Here is a 21,010-nt window from a genome sequence, read left to right on the forward strand (position 1 = left end):
CCATGACCACCACTCTTGGGCTCTCGAAGGGCGCAGCGCGCGCCCGCGGCATCCGGGAGTTCGCGGCGAGCCCGCGCGCCAAGCAGGACCACCCGCTCTGGTTCCTCATTCCCGCCCTGGTCGTGCTGGTGGTGTTCTTCTTCATCCCGACCGTCTTCAACTTCGTCTACGCCTTCACCGACTGGTCGAGCTTCAAGTCGGAGATCGGGTTCGTCGGCTGGGACAACTTCGTCTCGCTGTTCTCGAGCGGGCAGCTGCTCGGCGCACTCTGGGTGACCCTCGTCTACGCGGTGCTCGTCGCGGTCTTCCAGAACGTCTTCGGCCTCGCGCTCGCGCTGCTGCTCGAACGCGACACCCCGCTGAACCGCGGCCTCCGCGTCGCGTTCTTCATTCCCGTGATCATGTCGGCGCTCGCCGTCGGCTACATCTTCCAGGCCATGCTGAAGCCCGACGGCGCGGTCAACTCGATCATCGGCACCGTGATCGGCCAGCCGGTCGACATCGCGTGGCTCGGCAGCACGACGTGGACGATCGTCGTGGTCGCCCTCGTGCACGCCTGGAAGTGGATGGGCCTCTCGATGCTCATCTACCTCGCCGGCCTGAAGACCATCGACGGCGACATCCTCGAGGCCGCGCGGCTCGACGGCGCGAGCTGGTGGACGACGTTCCGGAGCATCCGGTTCCCGCTGCTCGCTCCCGCCGTCACGTTCAACGTCGCGACGGCCCTGCTCGGCTCGATGAACGGCTTCGACATCGTGCAGGCGACCACCGCCGGCGGGCCGGGCGGCACGACCGAACTGCTCAACATCTTCATCTTCAGGACGTTCGGACAGGGCCTGTTCGCGCAGGCGACCACGATGAGCCTCGTGCTGTTCCTGCTGGTCGCGATCCTCGCGTTCCCCGTCATCCGCACCCTTCGCAAGCGAGAGGACGTCCTCTGATGACCCTCACCACCGATTCGACCCGCGCGATCGTCACCCGAGGCGGCGGGCGCTCCGGCGCCCGTGCAGGCTCAGGCCGCACGGCCGACGCCGACCGGCCGGCGGGTCGCACCCGTCATCATCTCGCCCGCGTGGTGCAACCGATCGCCGCGGTGCTCACGGCCGTGCTGCTGCTCGGCATCCCGTTCTGGCTCGTCATCGTCACGGCGTCGAAGGACCAGGCCGAGGCGCTGAACCCGAACCTCAGCCTGCCCACCGAGTGGCGCCTCTTCGAGAACTTCGCGACGGTCTTCACCGACGGCAAGATGCTGCCCGCCTTCTTCGGCAGCCTGCTCGTCATGGTGCCGTCGGTGCTCGGCGTGCTCGTGCTCGGCGCGATGGCGGCCTGGGTGCTCGCCCGACGCTCGAGCCGTGCGCTCGCGATCGTCTACGCGCTCGCGATCAGCGGCATCGTGCTGCCGCCGGCCGTCGTCACGATCGTGCTGCTGCTGCGCCAGCTCGGACTCGCCGGCACCCCCATCGGCATGATCTGCGTGTACATGGGCATGTACCTGTCGACCGTGATCTTCTTCGTCACCGGCTTCGTGCGCACCATCCCGCCCGAGCTCGAGGAGGCGGCGCGCGTCGACGGGGCGTCGCCCGTGCGCGTGTTCATCACGATCATCCTGCCCCTGCTGATGCCGGTGCTCGCGACGGCGACGATCCTGATCTGCCTCTACATCTGGAACGACGTCTTCTACGCCCTGTTCGTGGTCGGGGGCAGGCTCGACACGCTGCCGCTCAACCTCTATCAGGTCGCCAGCTCGGGGCTCTATCTTCAGAACTGGCACCTGATCTTCGCCTACATCATCCTGATGAGCCTGCCGCTGCTGATCACGTTCATGGTCGCGCAGCGCAAGATCATCTCCGGCATCACGAGCGGTGCCGTGAAGTGAAGTCGGGCCAACGAGTGAACAGGACACGCATGAGCGCCAAGAACGCCACGATCGCGGATGTCGCGGCGCGCGCTGGTGTGTCCGTTCCCACGGTCTCGCGGGTGCTCACGGGGGCCGCGCGCGTCAGCCCGGCCAAGGTCGAGCGCGTCGAGGCGGCCATCGCCGAACTCAACTTCCGGCCGAGCGCCGCCGCCCGCACGCTCGCCTCGCGACGCTCGCAGGTCATCGCGGTCATCGCCGGAGACACGTCGAGGTACGGCTACGCCGAGACGATCCGCGGCGTCGAGGTCGCGGCCAGGGCATCCGGGTACACGGTCATGATCACCGTCGTCGAGACCGCAGAAGACGAAGAGGTCGACCGGGCGATCTCGGCCACGATGACGCAGTCCATCGCGGGCGTCGTGGTGCTGAAGTTCGACCCGCCCGGCGTTGCGGCGCTGAAGCGCCTGCCGTCGGACATCCCGGTCGTCGCCCTCTCTGGGGTGCGCGACGTCGGCGTGCCCCAGGCGGTGCTCGACGAGGCCCGTGCGGCCGAGGAGCTCACGGCGTACCTGCTCGGCCTCGGGCACCGCACCGTGCACCACGTGCGCGTGCCCCCGTCGCGGCGTGAGGACGGCCGAACCACCGGATGGCGTCGCGCGCTCCGCAAGGCGGGCGCCCCGATCCCCGAGACGCACGATGCCGGCTGGGAGCCGCGCACGGGCATGGAGATCGGCCGGCGCCTCGCTGAAGATCCGACGGTGACCGCCGTGTTCTGCGGCAACGACGAGATCGCGATGGGCGTGATGCGCGGCCTCGCCGACGCCGGACTCAAGGTGCCCGACGACGTCTCGGTCGCGGGCTTCGACGACCACCCGCTGGCCGAGATGTGGTCGCCGCCGCTCACCACCGCAGAGCAGGACTTCGCAGGGCTCGGCCGCCGGGGGTTCCAGCTGCTGCTGCACGTCATCGACGACTCGAGCGATCGGCTCTACTCCTCGGAGCGGCCGCGGCTCATCCTCCGCGAGAGCACGGCCCGTCCGAACGTCGATCGCCTCCGCGCCGGGCCGACGTCGGCCGCTGAGGCCGATGCGGAAGGCGCGGCAGACACGGCAGATCGCGAGGCGCGAGGGGCCTGAGTGGCATCGTCTCCCGGTTCAGGGTGAAGATCAGTGCTGATCCGGATGTCGCGCGTCATGATCCGGGGCATTCTGCATCTCTATGGGTGAGAGGCGAATGCCACCGCCCGTGACTGAGAGAGGATCCGCGCGATGACGGCCCACCTGGAATACGTGACCGGATCACTCGGCGAGCGCACCGCGCTGCCGTGCGTGTGCGGGCGGGTCGCGGATCACCAGCGTCTGGGGTCTGCCGGGCTCGCCGCGGCATCCGCAGACCTGCCGCTCGGTTCGGGTCACGCGACGGGGCACCGCCGCCGTGCGGTCTCGTTGCGCCCGCTGACGGCTCGCGCCGGGCGCGGACGGCACGCCGCCTGACGCGAGCGCGGCTCTGCACGGTGACCGGAGGGCCGGCGAACCGGCGACCCGCCGGAGAGCGCGGGTCGGCGGCGCGGCGCTCAGTCCGCGAGCCCCCGCCAGAAGTCGCTGATCGCCGTGGCGAGCGCCTCAGGCTGCTCGAGGGGAACCAGCGTGCGCGCCCCCTCGATCGTCAGCACCTGTGCGTGCGGCGTGAGGGACGCGGCCCGCTCGGCGTCGGCGGGGCTCCAGTCGCCGCGGTCGCCGGAGGCGACGAAGAGGCTCGGCACGCGGATGTCGGGGAGCCGGTCGGTCACGTCGATTCGGTCGAGGATGAACGAGCGCAGCGCGAGGCTCATGCTCTTGCGTGACGGGCGCTGCAGGCTGTCGAGCACGACTCGACGCAGGTGAGGCGTGGCGGCCGATCGTTCCGTGAGCATCGCCTCGACGATGGCGGCGCGCACGGGGCCGACGGGGCCGGCCAGTTCCAGCAGCGGTTTGAGGAGCTGGATCTTGCGTCGGAGGTCGGGCGCGATCGCCTCGGTCGGGGAACTGATCGCGATCAGGCTGCGCAGGCGAGCGGGATCGGTCGCGAGGTCCAGTCCGACGTGCCCGCCGAAGGCGTTGCCCACCCAGTCGACCGGACCCCGGGTGTCGAGTGCGTCGAGTGCGTCGCGCGCGGCATCCGCTGCCTCGGCGATCGTGCTGCGGCGCCCGAGCGGCTCGCTGGAGCCCAGCCCCGGCGGGTCGATCAAAACGAAGCGGCGGCGTTCGTCATCGGCGTCCGCGAGCAGCGGCACGAGGTCGTCCCACGTGTGGCTGTCGACGAACATCGACGACCAGAGGATCGTCGTGCGCCCCGACCCGATGATGCGTGCATGCAGTGCGCCGAGCCGAGTCGGGATGCGCTCGGCGTGTTCTGTCATCGTGTTCATTTTTTGATGTTAGCTTAACTAACATGAATAGTCGACCCTACCGGATGACCGCACGCGCCGAGGCTGCCGAGCTCACCGGGCAGCGGGTCATCGACGCGATGCTCGCCCGGCTCGTGACGACGCCCTACGAGCAGATCCGGCTCGAAGACGTGGCCGACGACGCCGGCGTGACCGGCCAGACGGTGATCCGTCGCTTCGGCAGCAAGTCCGCGCTCATGAACGCCACCGTCGAGCGTGAGCTGGGCAGGATCGCCGCGGCCCGCGAGGCGGCGAGGGGATCCTCGCCCGACGAGACCGTTCGAGCCCTGGTCGAGCACTACGAGCGCTACGGCGCGCTCATCCTCAAGACCTATTCCGAGGCGCCGCAAGTGCCGGGGCTGCCCGAACTCGCCGCCCGCGGGCGGGCCTACCACGTCGACTGGTGCCGTCGGGCGTTCGCCCTGCCGACGTCGCTCGGCCTCGCCGACCGCACCCGTCGGCTGGCGCAGATCATCGCGATCTGCGATGCCACGACCTGGCGCATCCTGCGCTTCGACGGCGGCCTCGACGTGAACGACACGGAGCGCGCGCTTCTCGAGCTGCTGGCGCCGCTGCTGGCCGAGGGAGGCGCCTGAGCGCTCAACGAGCGGCCGGGCGCCAGCACCTAGCCGACCGTGTCGGCGTGCCGGTGCACCACGCGCCAGCCGTCGGCCTCGTGGCGGTACACCTGCGTCGCGCGCAACGTGAAGGTGCGGGGCTCGCCGTTGATCGACGCCGAGACGCGCTCGTAGCCGACCGTGTACGCCATGTCGCCGATCAGGTCGAAGGCGATCAGGTCGAACGCGTAGTCGGTGCAGTTCGAAAAGGTCGCCGCGAGCGTCTCGAACGCCTCGACCAGTTCAGCGCGATTCGTGGCGTTGCGCCAGGCGCCCAGCACGCTGATCGGCTCCTCGGCCGACCAGATGGTGCGACGTGGGCCGTCGTCGCCGTCGAACATGGCCCGCTCGGCCCGCACGAACTCGCTCTGCACCCAGACCAGGAACTCTTCACGGTCGTTCATGGATCTCAGGATCCTCCGGTCGGCGGCCGGGCACAATCACCGGGCCGTCGCGCCGTCGCGCATGCCGTTCGCCGCCCGGTCAGGGGCGGCGGCGCGCGAGCAGGGTCGAGTCGTGCACGTGCATCGTCTCGCCGTCGCGAGCCATCGTCCTCGGACGCTGCTCGACCACGACCGCCTCGAAGTCGTCGGGCAGGCCTGGCAGCAGGTCTGCGGCGAGGAACATCGCCGAGCGGTGGCTCTCGCTCAGGTGGCGGTGGAGCTCCGACGGAGCGTGGCCGACGACGAGCAGGTGTCCGCCGGGGGCGACGGCCTCGGCGAGCCGGCGTGTCACGTCGACCATGCCCGCGTCCGGCGGGTGCAGGAAGTGCGTGGTGACGAGATCGTACGATCGTCCGTCAGCGGTGAACGTTCGCGCGTCGACCTGCCACCAGGAGGTCTGATCGGCGACCCCGGCCTCCTCCGCGTGGCGGGCGGCTCGGGCGAGGCCGTTGGCCGAGAAGTCGGCGCCGGTGACGGTCCAGCCCTCACGAGCCAGCCAGATCACATCGCCGCCCTCGCCGCAGCCGACATCGAGCGCCGTGCCCGGCTCGAGCTTCGAAGCCTCGGCGACGAGCTGCGCGTTCGGGTTTCCGCTCCAGACGGTCTGATCGCCGGAATACCGTTCCTCCCAGCCCGGCGCCTCGAACATCGAACCCGCGTCGTCGTGCCGGTGCGCCGATGCGCGCTGGTGTGCCGATGCCGTCATGCCTCGAGGCTACGGGTCTGGCGCGACGACGGCACCTTCGCTTGCCGGTTCGGCAACACGATCGCGACCTGTGCCGCGCTCGCTCCGGCCGCGGGAGACATCCGCTTCGAAACGAGGTTGCAAAGTTGCAAAGTTGCAAAGTTGCAAAGTTGCAAAGTTGCGGGGAAATCGTGACGGAACCATCCGGCACCAGGCCGAAGCAACCGCCGCCGTACTGAAGCGGCGCCTACCAGCCCGACGTGCCGGGCGAGCCCTTGAACGGGCCGACGATGTTCGACGTGATCCAGCCGCCGTAGAAGCCGCCGGGTTGCGGCTCGACGACCTCGCCGTCGACCGTGCACGCGTCGACCAGGCCGGCGTAGACCGCGATGCGGCCGGTGAGCACCAGGTAGCCCGGCGACGGCGAGGGGTACTCCCAGCCCGCCCGCTCGGCGGTGCGGGCTCCCGAGAGCAGGTCGTAGTAGCGCGCGGAGCCCTTGAACTCGCAGAACGATGAGCCGGTCGCCGGCACGACGGTGCCCGGCGCGAACTCCTCGATCGGCAGGTAGTACACGGGCGGATGACTCGTCTCGAGCACGCGCAGCACGTCGCGAGTGCTCACGATCGTCGTCCCTCCGAGCGTGACGGTGACCCGTGCGTCGATGGGCTCGACGCGTGGCGGGCGCGGGTAGTCCCAGACGGACTCCTGGCCCGGCGCGGTCGGCAGCGGCGTCGGATGCATCAGGCCTGCGCTCCCGTCGGCGGGTCCTCGTCGGTGATCACGCCCGACGGGTCGCTGTCGACGACGGTATGCGCCGTGCCGTGCTCCTCGGCATAGAGGCGGCCGGCTTCGATCGCCTCGTCGCGCTCGGCGAAGCTCTGCGAATCCTCCGGACGCCCCTCGACGCGGTTCTCCCACTGCCCGCGATTCGAATGCGTCTCGACGTCACCCTCGGCCATGTGCCGCCTCCTCGTGTCCGGTCGCGCGCCAGGCGGTCGCGCTGCGCGCAACGGTACGCCGATGCGGGACCTGCGTCAGCGGGTTGACGTCATGTTCATCTTCCGGTTGCCATCCGAGACCTGCGACAGTCCGTTCGCGGAGCACCCCGTTCCGCGCAAGCACTGGCGGCCGGCGGCCGACGGGCATTGAATGGGGTGGTGAGCCGCGTACAGGGATGACCGCAGGCGTCCGAACGGGCGACGGACTCGAGGTCCGCGTCACCGGGGGCGTCGTCCGCGGCATCCGCGAGGGCTCGATGCTCGCCTGGCGCGGCATGCCGTACGCGGCCCCGCCGACCGGCGCACGGCGGTTCCGGGCGCCCGGACCCGTGCGGGCGTGGATCGGAATCCGCGCGGCCTCCGCATTCGGGGCGATGGCCCCGCAGCATCGCGGCGTGCGGCTCGGGCGGCCCATGGCGGCGCTCGCGGAGGTCGATGAGGACTGCCTGACCGTGAACGTCGTCGCCCCCGAGCGCGAGGCAGGCGCACCGCCCCTGCCCGTCATGCTGTTCGTGCACGGCGGCGGCTACAGCGCGGGCTCGTCGCGCGACTTCTCGGGCCAGGGCGAGGGCTTCGTGCGCAGCGGACGCGTCGTGTACGTGAGCTTCAACTACCGGCTCGGTGCCCTCGGCTACCTCGACTTTCGGCGGTACAGCACCGAGCGCCGTCCGTTCGAGGCCAACCTCGGACTGCGCGATCAGGTCGCGCTCCTCCGCTGGGTGCGCGCGAACATCGCCGCGTTCGGCGGAGACCCCTCGCGCGTCACGATCTTCGGCGAATCGGCCGGCGGCAACGCCATCACGACCCTCATGACGATGCCGTCGGCGCGCGGGCTCTTCGCCGGCGCCATCGCGCAGAGCCCGCCTCCCGACGCCGTCTACCCGCGCGAACTCACCGCGCGGTGGGCGTCGGAGTACCTCGCACTCCTGTACGGGCTGCTCCGCGAGACGGCTCCCGATCGCGGCGCGGCATCCGACCCTCCCGAACGAGTGCTGGCGGATGCCGCGACCGACGACCTCGTCGCGGCATCCATCGCCCTGCAGGTGCGGACGCCCGACATCTACCCCGGCGCATTCTGCTTCGCTCCCGTCGTCGACGGCGACATCGTGCCCGAGCGGCCGTTCGTCGCCTTCCGCGAGGGTCGCGCGCACCGGGTGCCGCTCATCATCGGCACCAACGACCGGGAGGGATCGATCTTCCGTGGTCGCGTCGACATCCTGCCCCGCACGCCCGACCGCATCGACGACCTCTTCGCGCGCGCTCCCGGGCACGCGCGCCAGCCGATGCGCGACGCGTACCCCGACCTGCCGGCGCGGCGCGCGGCGGCGGACTTCGGCGGCGACTACGGCTTCTGGTACCCGAGCACCCGCATCGCCGATGCCGGCTCGCGGCACGCGCCCGTCTGGTCGTACCGGTTCGACTTCGCCCCGCGGCTCCTGAAGCTCGTCGGGCTCGACGCGACTCACGGCGTCGAGATGTTCGCCCTGTTCGACCGCACCGACGTGCCGCTCGCCCGCGTCTTCACGTCGCTCGGCGGGTACGAGGAGTACGCCGCGGCCGGGGAGCGGATGCGGCGCCTCTGGCTGCATTTCGTCGAGCACGGCGACCCGGGAGCGGCATGGCCCCGCTACGAGGAGGGCACGCGATCGACACTCGTGATCGACGCGTCGGACCGCATCGAGCAGGATCCGCGCACCGAGCGCCGCCGGGCGTGGGACGCGTTCTCGCCGGCGCTCGCCGGGTGATCGAGCAGGAATCGAGAAGCCGGATGCCGCGTGCGAGCGTAGTTTCTGAGCCATGAACACCATCGACCAGACCATCACGACCATCGACTCGATCATCATTGAGGCCGCCGATCCCGATGCGGCCGCCCGGTTCTACGCCGACGCGTTCGAGCTCGGCCCGCAGGTGCGCACCGTCGCATCGGAGGCCCCGACGAGCGGATTCCGCGGCTTCACCCTCTCGCTCGTCGTGTCGCAGCCGGGGAACGTGCAGGCCCTCTTCTCCGCGGCCATCGCCGCCGGCGCGACGCAGCTGAAGCCCATGGAAAAGTCGCTCTGGGGCTTCGGCGGCGTCGTGCAGGCGCCCGACGGCGCCATCTGGAACCTCGCCACGTCGAACAAGAAGGACACCGGGCCCGCGACCAAGGAGTTCGAGAACCTCGTGCTGCTGCTCGGCGCCGACGACGTGTCGGCGAGCAAGAAGTTCTACACCGCGCGCGGACTCGAGGTCGGCAAGAGCTTCGGCAGCTACGTCGACTTCTCGACCGGGCAGAGCCCCGTCGGCCTCGGCCTCTACAAGCGCCGCGCGCTCGCGAAGCAGGCGGGCGTCGACGCCGAGGGCACCGGTTCGCACCGCATCCGCATCTCCTCTGACGGCGGCGCGTTCACCGACCCCGACGGGTTCGTGTGGGAGTCAGCGGCGTAGCCTGTCGCGGTGACCAGCAGCGGACTCAGCCATGTGACCTTCATCGTGCGCGACCTCGACCGCATGGAACGCATCCTCACCACGGTGCTCGGTGCGGTGCGCGTCTACGACAGCGGGAGCGACACGTTCTCACTGTCGCAGGAGCGGTTCTTCCTCGTCGGCGACGGACCGACGGCGACCTGGGTCGCGATCATGGTCGGCGATGGCGGACTGCCGCGCAGCTACAACCACGTCGCGTTCCAGGTCGAAGCGGGCGACCTGCCTCGGCTTCGAGCGACCGTCGCCGGGCTCGGCCTCGACATCCGGCCGCCGAGGTCACGGGTCGACGGCGAAGGCGACTCGATCTACTTCCACGACGACGACGGTCACCTCTTCGAGCTGCACTCGGGTTCATTGCGCGAGCGGCTGAGGGCCTATGCCGCGGAGTGACGGCCCCCTGGTGGCATGCGCGTGAGTTGCGCACGAGGGAACGCGGCCGGCTGACGGCCGGCCGCGGCATCCGCTCGCTTCAGGGTCGAGGGCTTCGCAGTCAGGGGAGCTTCGACACGACCTGCGGCGTCGGGAACCCGAGTTCGGTCCACTCGGCGTACGTGATCGCGCGCAGCGACGGCACGTAGGTCGAGCGTGGTGACGGCCGGGTAGCCGAGCGCCTTCCATCGATCGGCCGAGACGTAGCTCGTGCCTCCGCCGTTGGCGGCCGCGTCGACCTGGAAGACGCACGCCTCCCACGGTGCCTTGTAGAAGCAGCGGCCTCCGCCGGGCGGCGACGGGGAGGAGCGCCCACGGCGAAGGCCCGGTGCCCATGAGGCTGCCGGGCCTTCGCGGGTGAAAGCGGAGGGTCAGCTGATCCAACCAGTCCAGCCGGGTACGCGCAGGTCGACCCACGTGAGCCGGTGGTCGCTGCTCGGGAACGGGTAGACGCCGGTGAGCCGCGACAGCGGGTCGGACTGCACGGGCCAGAACACCCCGGCATCCTTCACCTGCAGCAGCACGCGCGACGGCAGCACGTAGTCGGCGCGCAGGTTGCCGGGCGCGGTGTCGGCGAAGTCGGCGGTGTCGTAGCGCGGGTCGCCGGCGTGCGTCGCGTTCGCGCCTCCCTGCAGGGCGGATGCCTCGATGGCGCCGTCAGAGGTCGGCAGCGGGTCGGTGATGCGGCGGTTCTCGAGCAGCTGGTCGATCGCCTGATCGACCGAATCGCCGTCGAGCGGGTCGGCGTTCTGGTCGCCGAGGATCACGAACGGCTGCGTGATCGCGAGACCGCCGCGGCGCCCCTGGTCGTCGACGATGTACCGCCCCTTGCCGGGCGAGACGTAGTCGGACCAGAAGCGGATCTCGTCGTGGTTGCGCTTGCCGTTGCGGTCTTCGGGGCCGTCGAACGTCGGGGGAGTCGGATGCGACGCCAGCACGTGCACGGTCGAGCGGCCGACCTTGACGGGAACGTCCCAGTGCGACTTGCTCGACAGCCGCACGACCTCGAGCTCCTCGGGGGTGTACCAGTCGTTCGCGGCCGGCGTGGCCGGGTCGTCGGGCAGGAGCGCACCCGGCATGTCCTTCCAGAGGAAGTCCTGGAACGTGCGCACCTTCGACTCGACGATCGGGAACTTCGAGAGCACGACCATGCCGTACTGCCCCTCGAACAGGCCGAAGCCGAAGGCGTCGTCGCCGCCGCCCACGGTGCCGTCGTTGTTCAGGTCGAAGCCGCTCGGGATGCCGGTGTTCGACGGTGCGACGAAGGCGTACGGGTACTCGACGGGGTCGGCGCCGCCCTGCGACACCTGCAGGTAGTTCTCGCGGAAGAGGTCGGCGGCGCGACCGTCGGGCACGTAGTCGAACTCGTTGAGCAGCACGATGTCGGGGTTCGCGCGCTGGATCACCTCGGCGACCGTCTGCGCCTGCACGTCGTCGCCGGTCGAGAGGTCGGCCTCGAGTTCGCCCGCCGTCGCGCGGTTGAGCGAGAGGTTGTAGGTGGCGACCCGCAGTTCGGTCGAGCCGCGCCGCAGCAGGTCGGCGAGCTTCGAGTGTCGGTCGCCCGACGGGCCGCCCGACGGATCGCCGCTCGAGTCGGCCTGCGCCGGGTTCTGGGCCGGCGCGGTCGCCGGCGTCGGGGCCGCGGCCGCGGGCATCGCGCCGAGCGTGAGGGCGGCGACCGTGCCGAGGGTCGCGGCGGCGAGGGGGAGGGTGTGACGACGTCTGATCATGCGCATGCTCCTTCATCGGAGGTGTTCGAGGCGGGATGACACCACCAAGCTACGACCGTTGACCCCCATCCGGGGGTGTTCATCCGAGATTCGTGCGGAGTTCATGCGGCCGTACGCGGTCACTGGTGCGCTGGGTTCGGCCGCCAGGTCACCCGATCGCCGGCCGCTCACTCACACGTTTCGAGAGGAATCCCCATGCAGTTCCGTCTCACCCGGCGGCGCGCAGCGCTGTCCGCGGCCGCCGTGCTCGGCGCCGGCGCGATCGTCGCGGCATCCGCCTTCACGGCGACCGCCGCGTCGCAGCCCTCGCCCGACCAGACCGGCGGCGCGGTGCGCCACAACACCACCGGATTCGGCGATGCCGTCAACCTCGCCAAGTCGTTGCTGCCGACCCCGGCGCGCAACGTCATCCTCCTCATCGGCGACGGCATGGGCGACAGCGAGATCACGATCGCCCGCAACTACCTCGTCGGCGCCGGCGGCCAGCTCGCCGGCATCGACGCCCTGCCCGTCACCGGGCAGTACACGACGTACTCGCTCTACAAGGACGGCGATCCGCTCGCGGGCAAGCCCGACTACACGCCCGACTCCGCGGCGACCGGCACCGGCTGGGCGACCGGCACGAAGACGTACGACAACGCGGTCTCGGTCGACATCCACGGCGAGGCGCAGAGCACCCTGCTCGAGCTCGCCAAGGGCAACGGGCTGCGCACCGGCGACGTCACGACCTCCGAGATCCAGGATGCGACGCCGGCCGTGCAGGTCGCGCACGTCGCCGCCCGCAGCTGCTACGGGCCCGACAGTGCGTCGTGCGGCGCCGACGCGCTCGTGAACGGCGGAGCCGGCTCGATCTCCGAGCAGCTGCTCGACACCCGCCCCGACGTGACCCTCGGCGGCGGCTCGGCGACGTTCGCCCAGACGGCGAAGGCCGGCGAGTGGTCGGGGCTCACGCTCCTCGACCAGGCGAAGGACCGCGGCTACAACGTCGTCACCGACGGCGCGGGCCTCAGCGGCATCACGAAGGCGAGCCAGGACGCACCGGTGCTCGGGCTCTTCGCGCCCGGAAACCTGCCGACCCGGTTCGCGCCCACCGTCGCGACCGTGGGCGGGTCGGGTGCCGCGACCGGCGAGGTGTGCCAGCCCAACCCGGCCTACCTCGGGGCATCCGGCGTCACCCTGAAGGCGATGACCGAGAAGTCGATCCAGCTGCTGAATGACAAGAAGGCCAAGAAGGGTTTCTTCCTGCAGGTCGAGGGCGCGTCGATCGACAAGCGCGACCACGCCGCCGACGCGTGCGGCCAGATCGGCGAGACGCAGGACTTCGACGAGGCCGTGCAGGCGGCTCTCGCCTTCGCGAAGAAGGACAAGAACACGCTCGTCATCGTCACCGCCGACCACGCGCACTCGTCGCAGATCGTCGACGGCGCGACCCCCGGCCTCGGCACGACGCTGACGACGGCCGACGGAACGCCGCTGCGCATCTCGTACGGCACCTCGGCCGAGGGCGGTTCGCAGCAGCACACCGGCTCGCAGCTGCGCGTCGCCGCGTTCGGCCCGAGCGCGATCGGCGTGCTCGGCCTGACCGACCAGACCGACACCTTCTTCACGATCGCGAACGCGCTCAAGCTGAAGACCGATGTCAAGGTGAGCTGGCCGCTGCCGAAGGGCGACCAGGCCGGCAAGCCGTGGGACGAGCGCCGCGGGCGCTGACCCCTCCACCTGATCCACCACCGGAATCCCGCTGTCGCAGGAGCATCCCCATCGTTCGGGGCTCCACCGCGACAGCGGGATTCCCGCGTCCGGCGCCCCCGCCGCCGACCCGTGGAGCGCCAGGTCCCCCCAGGTGCACCTGGCGTTCGCACGGGTCGGCGGACCCCGTGCGTCAAATCGACGAGCGGGTTCCGAAAGAGAGACGTCGCGGCGACGAGAATGTGACATCGCGATCCGGTACTCTCGCGTTCGGCGGCCCGAATACCGGGGTCTGGTGCCCGAGGCCTCCGCCGACCGGATGGCGAACGAGTGGAGGAACCATGCACGCCGAGGCGACGTCGGACGACGCGGTCCGCGTGCTGCACACGATGTTCACCGAGCAGCCGCAGCGCCTGCGCCGGCGTGCCGTGAGCCTCGGGCTCCGTCGCGAGGATGCCGAGGACGCCGCGCAGGCGGCGGCCGTCGCGGCGCTCGAGCACATCGACGCCGTTCGCTGCGCCGAGGAGCCCGTGATCTGCGCCTGGGTCGACACGATCGCCCGCCGTGTCGTCGCCGACGCGTACCGGCGGGGGCAGCGCGAACGTGCGTTCCTCTCATCGGGCGAGGTCCTCGCCGAGGCATCCGCCACCGGCATCGTGAGCGGCGGTCTCGCGGCGAGCGCGGAGACCGAGTGGGAGCGTCAGGAGCTCGTGACGGCGACGGCGCGCGCCGTGCAGGGGCTTCCCGAGGCGCTGCGCGAGGTCGTCGAGCTCCGGTACGGCCACGGCCATGCGACCAAGCGCATCGCCGAGGAGCTCGGGCTCTCCGACGCAGCCGTTCGGCAGCGGCTCAGCCGGGCGCGTGCCTCGCTCGCCGTCGGCATGGGCGACGCTCCGCGCTGAGGTCGTGCGCGCTCGTCGTGCGCTCGCCGCTACGTGAGCGCGCCGGGTCCGCGAACGGGCACGATGTCGGCGGGAGAATGCTCGACTCCGGCGGCGTCGACGAACGTGAGGCGCACGGGCTCGCCGGTGGTGCGCGAGGTGTAGACCGTCGACGGGCCGAAGCCCGTTGGGCGGAACTCGTCGCCCCAGTCGACCATGGCTGCGAGCACGGGGGTCAGCGCGCGACCGGCGTCGGTGAGCACGTACTCGTCGCGCTCGCGCTCGCCGTCGTCGCGGTAGGGGCGGCGCTCGAGGATGCCGGCCTCGACGAGGCGGGCGAGCCGGTCAGCGAGGATGTCGGGGGCGATGCCCAGGCGGGCGCGGAACTCGGCGAACCGGGTGCGCCCCCAGATGGCCTCTCGCACGATGAGCAGCGACCACTTCTGGCCGAGCACGTCGAGGGTGCGCGCGATCGAGCAGCGCTGCAGCGAGGGGGCGGGGGTCGTCATGCCTTGATTCTAGCAAGCTGGCTAGGAGATTCGTACTCAGGATGCTAACTTGGGCCTTCCAACTCAGAAGGAGTCCCGAATGACCCTGGGCAGACGAGGCAGCTTCTTCACCGCCGCAGCCGTCGCGGGCCTCGCCCTCTGGGCGAGCGGCGCCCCGACGGTGGTCTATCCGCTCTACGCCGCCGAGTGGAACGTGCCGCCGACGGTGACCACCGCCATCTTCGCGATCTACCCGCTCGTGCTGGTGCCCGTGCTCATCGTCTTCGGCAACCTCTCCGACGTGATCGGCCGGCGGGCGGTGATCCTCATGGGGCTCGGCGCCCTCGGCCTCGGCTCGATCGCGTTCGGCATCGCACCCGACCTCACCTGGGTCTTCATCGGCCGTGCGCTCATGGGCGTCGGCGTCGGCCTGGCGCTCAGCCCCGCCACGGCCGCGATGGTCGAGTTCGGCGGCGCCGACGGAGCGAGCCGCGCCGGCTCGGCCACGACCGCCGCGACCGCGACCGGCCTCGCGCTCTCGACGATCCTCGGCGGGCTGTTCGTGCAGTACGCGCCGGCTCCCATGCACCTGAGCTTCTGGGTGCTCACGGGCGTCACGGTCGGCGTCGCCGCCTTCACGGCCGCGCTGCCCCGGCACACCCGCGACGAGGCATCCGGCCCATGGCGACCCCGACTGCCCCGGATGCCGCGGACCGAGCGCCGCCCGTTCGTCGCCGGAACCCTCGGCATCACGGCCGCCTACGCCATGGGCGCGATCTTCCTCGCCCTCGGCGCGCAGATCGCCCGCGAACTCGTGCGCAGCGACAACGCGTTCGTCGACGGCGCGATCATCGCCCTGTCGGCAATCGTCATCGGCGTGGTCGCGATCGTCTTCAGGCGGATGCCGCCGCGCACCGCCGTGAGCATCGGGCCCCCGCTCGCCGTGGCCGGCCTCGGCCTGCTCATCGTCGCGGGGGCCGCGCACTCGCTGCCCGCGTTCATCGCCGCCTCGATCGTCGCCGGAGCCGGCTACAGCCTCATGTTCGCCGGCGGCCTCGGACTCATCACCACGACCGCGCCCACGCACGAGCGGGCCGCCGTGATCTCGGCCGCGTACGTCGTCGCCTACCTCGTGCAGGCCCTCGCGGCGCTGGGCCTCGGCGCGCTTGCCACGGCCTCCGGACTGCAGCTCGCCCTCGAGATCGGGGCGCCCGTCATTCTGCTGCTCGGCGTCGCCGCACTCGTCGTCGCCAACCTCGGCCGCCGCGCCCCGGTCGCCGTGACACCGGGGCTCGGCGGTGCCGCGTCCTGATCGCGACTCAGGGCTGACCTCGGGCGATCTCCGGGGCCGCCCTGACCCGGTCGGGCTCGCGCGGGTCCATGGTCGGGGCAGGCGGTATGGAAGATGCGACGCGATCCGCGGTCAGGTTGGTCCCGAATGCCGAGGGCGGCAGGCGCGGCATTCGGCGCGTTCATCGTGCTGGCCGCCCTGAGCGGGTGCTCCGCCGCAGCCGGGGATGGCGGCCTGGGCGACTGGACCTCGTCCATCGGCGCCCGCTGGGAGCGCTTCGTCGACGGCAACCTCGCGCCGCTGACCGACGCCGGCATCGCGATCGCCGGCTGGTGGGTCGGCCTCGCCGTTGCGGCACGCATCGTGACGTTGCTGCCCGGCGTGCGTGATCTGCGGCTGACGCGTGCCGCCGGCCGCCGGTTCCGCACGTACGGTTGGGCGCTCGTGCTCGCGACACCGATCGCGACCGTGTTCGTCACGGTCTTCGCCCGCGATGCGCTGCTCATGTGGGGGCTCGTCGGCGGCGTGCTCGCGACCGTGGCCGTGTGCGTGCTCGCTCCCGGACTCGCGACGCGGTCGCGGATCGACGCCCACGTGATCGCGCCCGGCGGGTCGGCGAACGAGGCCTGGTCGATCGATGCGCTCCTGCAGGTGCGCGACCTGAACGCCGACGATCCCGGACGCGTCGAACGGCAGAACTCGCCGGACTTCGGCGAGTTCATCACGGTCGCCGACCGGAGCGGCAACGGCCTCGCCTCGGTGGTCGCGTGGCTTGTGCAGGTGCTCTTCAACTCCTCGCCCTGGATGCTGCAGGTCGCGATGGTCGACGCGGATTCCGCGATCGCCACGATCCGCCGGAACGGCGCGTCCGTGGGCGAGGTGCAGCTCCAGCTGGGCTGGCGTGGCGTTCGGAACGCCGACGAGGCCGACCAGCATCGCAAGCTGCTCGCGCTGGCGGCCGCGTTCACGGCGATGACGATGGCCGAGCGGTATCCCGACGTGCGCGGCTTCTACGGCGCGAGGAACTGGCGCTCGCTGGGATACCTGGGCATCGCGCAGATGGCCGCCGATGCCGCCGAGCGCGACTACTACCTGAACCGCGCCCTCGAACTCGAACCGCGCAGCCTGCTCGTCGAGTACCGGCGGGTGCTGCTCGATTCCGACGGGGCCCAAGGGCGCCGCGACCTCGAGGCGCTCATGGATCACCTCGAACCCGTGGTGAACCAGGTCGCCAGCGTCTGTGGCGCGGAACTCGTGTTCGACGCGGAGCCACGGGACTGGCACGACTACGTCGAGCGGTCGCGGAAGCGGAAGCAGGAGGAGCAGCGGGAGGAGCAGGCGCGGCTGGAGCGCAAGGGCCCGAATGCCGAGTTCGACCGGAAGGCACGCCGACGCGAACGGACGCGCACTCGGCGGCAGGAGCCGCGCATCATGCTGCTCCGCACGCTCATGCTCTACTCGACGCACGCGCGCAACTGGGCGGCGCAGGTGGAGCTGCACGGCGTCGACGACGACGTCGCGACTCGTCGAGCGAAGATCCGGCGCTCCCTCGAGCGGCTCGTCGAGCTGCTCGCGCTCGAGACGGCGGAACGCACCGAACTCACGCGGCTCCAGGCGACGGGCCGCGCCATCCGAAGCACGCTCCGGCCGAATTCGGCTGCCGCCCGCCGCACCTGGGAGAACGAGGAGCTCGAGCGGCGCGACCAGTTCGGGATCCTCCTGCGCATGCGCGCACGGGCGGCGCTGGCCTTCGTGATCTTCTCCGACGGGTCCGCGGTGACCGAGCTCGTCTCGGCCGCGGACCCCATCGACCCGAACGACGCCGCAAAGGTGACGGATGCCGCGAGCCGCCGTCTGTCGAGGCCTCCGCGACATGCGGCCTGGGCCGAGCGGCGGCGCGAGCAGGGGCGCCTCGCGGCCCTGTCGGAGTCCGAGCGGCAGGCCGAGGTCCGCGATCGGGCGGCCGCCTTGGTGCGGCCGTGGCTCGACGAGACGAAGGCGTCGTGCGAGATCGAGATCCGGTACTCGTACGCGTGCTACCTCGCGCGCCGCTCCCGCACTGCGGAGAACCGCAAGGTGCGCGAGAACGTGGTCAGCGACGCCGTGCGGCGGGTGAGTGCGGCGCAGTCGGTCGACTACTACCGCGGGCTGGCGTCATGGGACCCGGAGCTGAAGCTGCTCGGCGACGAGCAGCGCATGCGCGATCTCGTGCTGCGGCCGATCCGCTCGCCGTGGGAGATCTCGCGGTTCTCGGGCGTGCGCGGCGCGCTGGCCGGGCAGGGGATCCTCGAGCCCGATGGGCTGGCCGCGGCATCCGGACTGGACACGCTGCTCGAGTCGACCGCGATGCGCGGCGACGAGTTCGGCATGCTGCTCGACGCGTCGATGTTGCTTCGCGTGATCGAGACGACGGATGCCGGTGGGCTCGATCCCGAGCAGCGACTGCGGGCGGCGCGATACCTCATCGACGTGGCCGCGTACTCGGTGCGCTGCCTGCTCGTGCGGTTCGAACAGGATTCCGAGGCCGTCACGGCCGAGATCGCCGAGGCGGTGTTCTGGGTGCCGACGCCCGTGGAGTGCACGAACGTGGAGGAGTTCCTCAAGGAGATGGTCGGGCGGCTCGCGGCAGAGCGCGCCGCGGCCGAGGGCGCTGCCGGTGCGGATGCGGATGCCCGCGTTGCGCGCAGAATGGGTGCATGACCACCGAACCAGAGCACGAGCACGAGCACGAGAACGCCGGCGCCCGCCGGGCCAAGGGCGTCAGACAGCTGCGGCTCGTCGTCGAGGCCGAGGACTTCGAGCAGGCGCTCGCCTTCTACCGCGACGTGCTCGGCATGCCCGAGCAGGAGGCCTACGACGGCGACGAGGGCGCGCGGGTCGTGATCCTCGACGCGGGGCGGGCGACCCTCGAGCTCTCGAATCCGGCGCAGGTGCGGTTCATCGATCGCGTCGAGGCCGAGGGGCAGCGCAGCGACCGGCTGCGCGTCGCCCTCGAGGTCGACGACAGCGCGGCGACGACGGCCGAGCTCGTCGAGGCCGGGGCCGAGCTCATCGCCGAGCCGCGCGAGACGCCGTGGCGCTCGGTCAACTCACGGCTGCGGGGCCCGGCCGGGCTGCAGCTGACGCTCTTCGAGGAGCTCGACGACTGATCTGCGTGGGCGAGCAGCCGGCGATCCGCGCTACCGCCGCGTCTCGGTCGCCCAGATCGCGAGCTCGACGCGATTGCGGGCGCCGATCTTGGCCATGATGCTCGCGATGTGCGTCTTCACCGTGCTGAGCGAGATGTGCAGCTCGCGCCCGATCTCGGTGTTGCCGAGGCCGCGGGCGACCGCCGCGGCGACCTCTCGCTCGCGGTCGGTCAGCGGCGTCGACGGCGCCGGCCTCGGCTCGGGGGCGGTGCCGGCGAACGCCTCGATGAGCCGCACCGTCACGTTGGGATCGATGAGCGCGTCGCCTCTGGCAGCCGCATGCACGGCCTCGCGCAGCAGCGTGGCTCCGGCGTTCTTCAGCAGGAATCCGCGTGCGCCCGCTCGCAGCGCCGCGTAGACGTACTCGTCGAGGTCGAACGTGGTGATCACGACCACGGGCATCGGGTCGGCGACGCCCGGCCCCGCGAGCTCGCGCGTGGCCGCGATGCCGTCGGCCACCGGCATCCGGATGTCGAAGAGGCACACGTCGGGGCGCAGGGCGCGCGCCATGCGCACGGCCTCGCCGCCGTCGACCGCCTCGCCGACGACCTCGATGTCGGGCTGCGCGTCGAGGATCATGCGCAGGCCGGTGCGCACCAGCTCCTGGTCGTCGGCGATGAGCACGCGCACGGTCATGCCGTTCCTCCCGTCCAGGCGGCGCGCGGCAGCGCGGCAGCGACCCGCCATCCTCCGCCGTCGGCCGCGTCGACGGCCCCGGCCTCGCACGTGCCGCCGAGCAGCGTCGCGCGTTCGATCATGCCCGTGATGCCGTACCCCGGGCGAGCGGATGCCGCGGGCCGGCCGTCGTCGAGCACCTCGAGCTGCACGCCGTCGCCGTCGACCCGCACGCGAACCCCGACGCGGGTCGCGTCGCGCGCGTGTCGGCGGGCGTTCGTCACGGCCTCCTGCGCGATGCGGAACACGGCCGCGCCGACCGCCGGCGGCAGCCCGTCGAGGTCGCCGTCGACGGCCACCTCGACCTCGAGCTCGGACGGAGTGTGGGCGGATGTCGCGAGCCGCCGCAGGTCCCCGGCTCCCGGCGCCGGGCTCAGGTCCGCCCCGACGGCGCCCGGCCCGCGGTCGCCGGGCCCGCCGTCCTGCCGCAGCACGCGCACCATCGCGCGCATCTCGTCGAGGGTGCGAGACGCCTCGACCTCGATGGTGCGCAGCACGCCGGCCGCGGCATCCGGTTGCGTGGTGGCCACGGCGAGCCCCGCCTGCGCCTGGATCGCGATCGCCGACACGTGGTGGGCGACCGTGTCGTGCAGGTCGCGCGCGAGCTGCTCGCGTTCGAGCAGGCGCATGCGCTCGAGCTCGCGGGACCTCGCGCCGGCACGCCACCGGAATGCCAGGGCGAGCGACCACGTCGACACGACGACCGCGATGCTGCCGATCACGTCGGCCACGGTCGGCTCGCCGGTGACGAGCGTCAGCACCGAGCCGGCGAGCACGACCGCGCCGCCACCGAGCATTGCGCGCCCCGACCCCCAGCGCATGACGGCGTAGACGAGCAGCAGGAAGTACGCGGTCGTGAAGAACTGCGGGTCGCCGCCGGTCGCGATTCCGAGCAGCGTGCCCGCACCCGAGGCGACGGCGAGCATCGTGAAGGGTCGGGTGCGGCGCCAGAGCAGGGTCGGCACGAGCAGCACGAGGGCGGCCGCCCACGCCCACCGCCACGGCAGCTCGGCACGCAGCGACGCCTCGACGACGATGAGGGGAACGAGCAGGCCCACAAGCGCCCAGTCGCGCCACACCCGCCGTGGCGGGGGCGGAACCGCGGCCGGCGCGTTCCACAGCGACCGCACGGGGCTCGTCATGCCC

General features: G+C 71.5%; 22 protein-coding genes. 13 read left to right on the plus strand and 9 right to left on the minus strand.

Features of this window, described 5'->3' with window-relative positions:
- Window positions 1-2 precede the first annotated feature (2 nt).
- From ASE68_RS04420 to ASE68_RS20120, 4 genes are all read left to right on the plus strand, one after another.
- Window positions 3-941 (plus strand): carbohydrate ABC transporter permease, encoded by a 939-nt coding sequence (locus ASE68_RS04420; RefSeq protein ID WP_235480759.1) that lies wholly within the window; start codon window positions 3-5, stop codon window positions 939-941.
- Window positions 941-1,876, plus strand: coding sequence for a carbohydrate ABC transporter permease (locus ASE68_RS04425; RefSeq protein WP_082461991.1), 936 nt, complete (start codon window positions 941-943; stop codon window positions 1,874-1,876). The genes ASE68_RS04420 and ASE68_RS04425 overlap by 1 nt, the downstream gene beginning before the upstream one ends.
- 29 nt (window positions 1,877-1,905) lie before the next feature.
- Complete coding sequence (locus ASE68_RS04430) at window positions 1,906-2,994, plus strand: LacI family DNA-binding transcriptional regulator (protein ID WP_082461992.1); 1,089 nt, start codon at window positions 1,906-1,908, stop codon at window positions 2,992-2,994.
- Between the two features lie 132 nt (window positions 2,995-3,126).
- Window positions 3,127-3,351 carry a hypothetical protein gene (locus ASE68_RS20120; protein ID WP_157421543.1) on the plus strand — a complete coding sequence of 75 codons (225 nt, stop codon included), beginning with the start codon at window positions 3,127-3,129 and terminating at the stop codon, window positions 3,349-3,351.
- 80 nt (window positions 3,352-3,431) lie between these two features.
- On the opposite strand, the gene ASE68_RS04435 is transcribed toward ASE68_RS20120, so the two are convergent.
- Window positions 3,432-4,256 (minus strand): alpha/beta fold hydrolase, encoded by an 825-nt coding sequence (locus ASE68_RS04435; RefSeq protein ID WP_055860682.1) that lies wholly within the window; start codon window positions 4,254-4,256, stop codon window positions 3,432-3,434.
- Window positions 4,257-4,288: 32 nt separating this feature from the next.
- On the opposite strand from ASE68_RS04435, the gene ASE68_RS04440 reads away from it, so the two are divergent.
- On the plus strand, window positions 4,289-4,879 hold the full coding sequence (locus tag ASE68_RS04440; RefSeq protein WP_082461996.1) for a TetR/AcrR family transcriptional regulator: 591 nt from the start codon (window positions 4,289-4,291) through the stop codon (window positions 4,877-4,879).
- 29 nt (window positions 4,880-4,908) lie between these two features.
- On the opposite strand, the gene ASE68_RS04445 is transcribed toward ASE68_RS04440, so the two are convergent.
- From ASE68_RS04445 to ASE68_RS04460, 4 genes are all read right to left on the minus strand, one after another.
- Complete coding sequence (locus ASE68_RS04445) at window positions 4,909-5,304, minus strand: nuclear transport factor 2 family protein (RefSeq protein WP_055855518.1); 396 nt, start codon at window positions 5,302-5,304, stop codon at window positions 4,909-4,911.
- Window positions 5,305-5,383: 79 nt separating this feature from the next.
- Window positions 5,384-6,049: a bifunctional 2-polyprenyl-6-hydroxyphenol methylase/3-demethylubiquinol 3-O-methyltransferase UbiG gene (locus ASE68_RS04450; RefSeq protein WP_055855520.1), complete on the minus strand. Its 666-nt coding sequence runs from the start codon at window positions 6,047-6,049 to the stop codon at window positions 5,384-5,386.
- 226 nt (window positions 6,050-6,275) lie between these two features.
- Window positions 6,276-6,773, minus strand: a complete 498-nt coding sequence (locus ASE68_RS04455) for a DUF427 domain-containing protein (protein WP_055860684.1) — start codon at window positions 6,771-6,773, stop codon at window positions 6,276-6,278.
- Complete coding sequence (locus ASE68_RS04460; RefSeq protein WP_055855522.1) at window positions 6,770-6,988, minus strand: DUF2188 domain-containing protein; 219 nt, start codon at window positions 6,986-6,988, stop codon at window positions 6,770-6,772. Before ASE68_RS04460 ends, ASE68_RS04455 begins: the two co-directional genes overlap by 4 nt.
- A 215-nt stretch (window positions 6,989-7,203) precedes the next feature.
- On the opposite strand from ASE68_RS04460, the gene ASE68_RS04470 reads away from it, so the two are divergent.
- From ASE68_RS04470 to fosX, 3 genes are read left to right on the plus strand one after another with little or no spacing between them, the layout of a single operon-like run.
- The gene (locus tag ASE68_RS04470; RefSeq protein WP_055855527.1) at window positions 7,204-8,772 is read left to right on the plus strand and encodes a carboxylesterase/lipase family protein; all 1,569 of its coding nucleotides are present in this window, start codon (window positions 7,204-7,206) and stop codon (window positions 8,770-8,772) included.
- Between the two features lie 52 nt (window positions 8,773-8,824).
- The gene (locus ASE68_RS04475; protein WP_235480760.1) at window positions 8,825-9,454 is read left to right on the plus strand and encodes a glyoxalase; all 630 of its coding nucleotides are present in this window, start codon (window positions 8,825-8,827) and stop codon (window positions 9,452-9,454) included.
- Window positions 9,455-9,463: 9 nt separating this feature from the next.
- A complete protein-coding gene (gene fosX, locus ASE68_RS04480; RefSeq protein WP_162238246.1) occupies window positions 9,464-9,883 on the plus strand; it encodes a FosX/FosE/FosI family fosfomycin resistance hydrolase in 420 nt (139 codons plus the stop codon).
- 410 nt (window positions 9,884-10,293) lie between these two features.
- Here the strand turns inward: fosX and ASE68_RS04485 are convergent, their stop codons facing one another.
- On the minus strand, window positions 10,294-11,652 hold the full coding sequence (locus tag ASE68_RS04485) for an endonuclease/exonuclease/phosphatase family protein (RefSeq protein WP_235480761.1): 1,359 nt from the start codon (window positions 11,650-11,652) through the stop codon (window positions 10,294-10,296).
- 195 nt (window positions 11,653-11,847) lie between these two features.
- Here ASE68_RS04485 and phoA point away from each other — a divergent pair, with 195 nt between their 5' ends.
- Both phoA and ASE68_RS04495 read left to right on the plus strand, forming a co-directional pair.
- Window positions 11,848-13,362 (plus strand): alkaline phosphatase, encoded by a 1,515-nt coding sequence (phoA, locus tag ASE68_RS04490; protein ID WP_082461998.1) that lies wholly within the window; start codon window positions 11,848-11,850, stop codon window positions 13,360-13,362.
- A 320-nt stretch (window positions 13,363-13,682) separates the two neighbouring features.
- On the plus strand, window positions 13,683-14,243 hold the full coding sequence (locus ASE68_RS04495; protein WP_055855528.1) for an RNA polymerase sigma factor: 561 nt from the start codon (window positions 13,683-13,685) through the stop codon (window positions 14,241-14,243).
- Window positions 14,244-14,272: 29 nt separating this feature from the next.
- On the opposite strand, the gene ASE68_RS04500 is transcribed toward ASE68_RS04495, so the two are convergent.
- On the minus strand, window positions 14,273-14,731 hold the full coding sequence (locus ASE68_RS04500) for a helix-turn-helix domain-containing protein (protein ID WP_055855530.1): 459 nt from the start codon (window positions 14,729-14,731) through the stop codon (window positions 14,273-14,275).
- Between the two features lie 79 nt (window positions 14,732-14,810).
- Between ASE68_RS04500 and ASE68_RS04505 the strand changes: the two genes are divergently transcribed.
- The 3 genes from ASE68_RS04505 to ASE68_RS04515 all read left to right on the plus strand — a co-directional run bounded on the left by ASE68_RS04505 (window position 14,811) and on the right by ASE68_RS04515 (window position 19,150).
- Window positions 14,811-16,022, plus strand: a complete 1,212-nt coding sequence (locus ASE68_RS04505) for an MFS transporter (RefSeq protein ID WP_055855532.1) — start codon at window positions 14,811-14,813, stop codon at window positions 16,020-16,022.
- Window positions 16,023-16,148: 126 nt separating this feature from the next.
- A complete protein-coding gene (locus ASE68_RS04510; RefSeq protein WP_055855534.1) occupies window positions 16,149-18,701 on the plus strand; it encodes a hypothetical protein in 2,553 nt (850 codons plus the stop codon).
- Window positions 18,698-19,150 (plus strand): VOC family protein, encoded by a 453-nt coding sequence (locus ASE68_RS04515; protein WP_082461999.1) that lies wholly within the window; start codon window positions 18,698-18,700, stop codon window positions 19,148-19,150. The genes ASE68_RS04510 and ASE68_RS04515 overlap by 4 nt, the downstream gene beginning before the upstream one ends.
- Window positions 19,151-19,180: 30 nt before the next feature.
- On the opposite strand, the gene ASE68_RS04520 is transcribed toward ASE68_RS04515, so the two are convergent.
- Both ASE68_RS04520 and ASE68_RS04525 read right to left on the minus strand, forming a co-directional pair.
- Window positions 19,181-19,825, minus strand: a complete 645-nt coding sequence (locus ASE68_RS04520; protein WP_055855535.1) for a response regulator transcription factor — start codon at window positions 19,823-19,825, stop codon at window positions 19,181-19,183.
- Window positions 19,822-21,006 (minus strand): sensor histidine kinase, encoded by a 1,185-nt coding sequence (locus ASE68_RS04525; RefSeq protein WP_055855537.1) that lies wholly within the window; start codon window positions 21,004-21,006, stop codon window positions 19,822-19,824. The genes ASE68_RS04520 and ASE68_RS04525 overlap by 4 nt, the downstream gene beginning before the upstream one ends.
- Window positions 21,007-21,010 lie beyond the last annotated feature (4 nt).

Source organism: Agromyces sp. Leaf222 (genome assembly GCF_001421565.1).
Lineage (GTDB): Bacteria > Actinomycetota > Actinomycetes > Actinomycetales > Microbacteriaceae > Agromyces.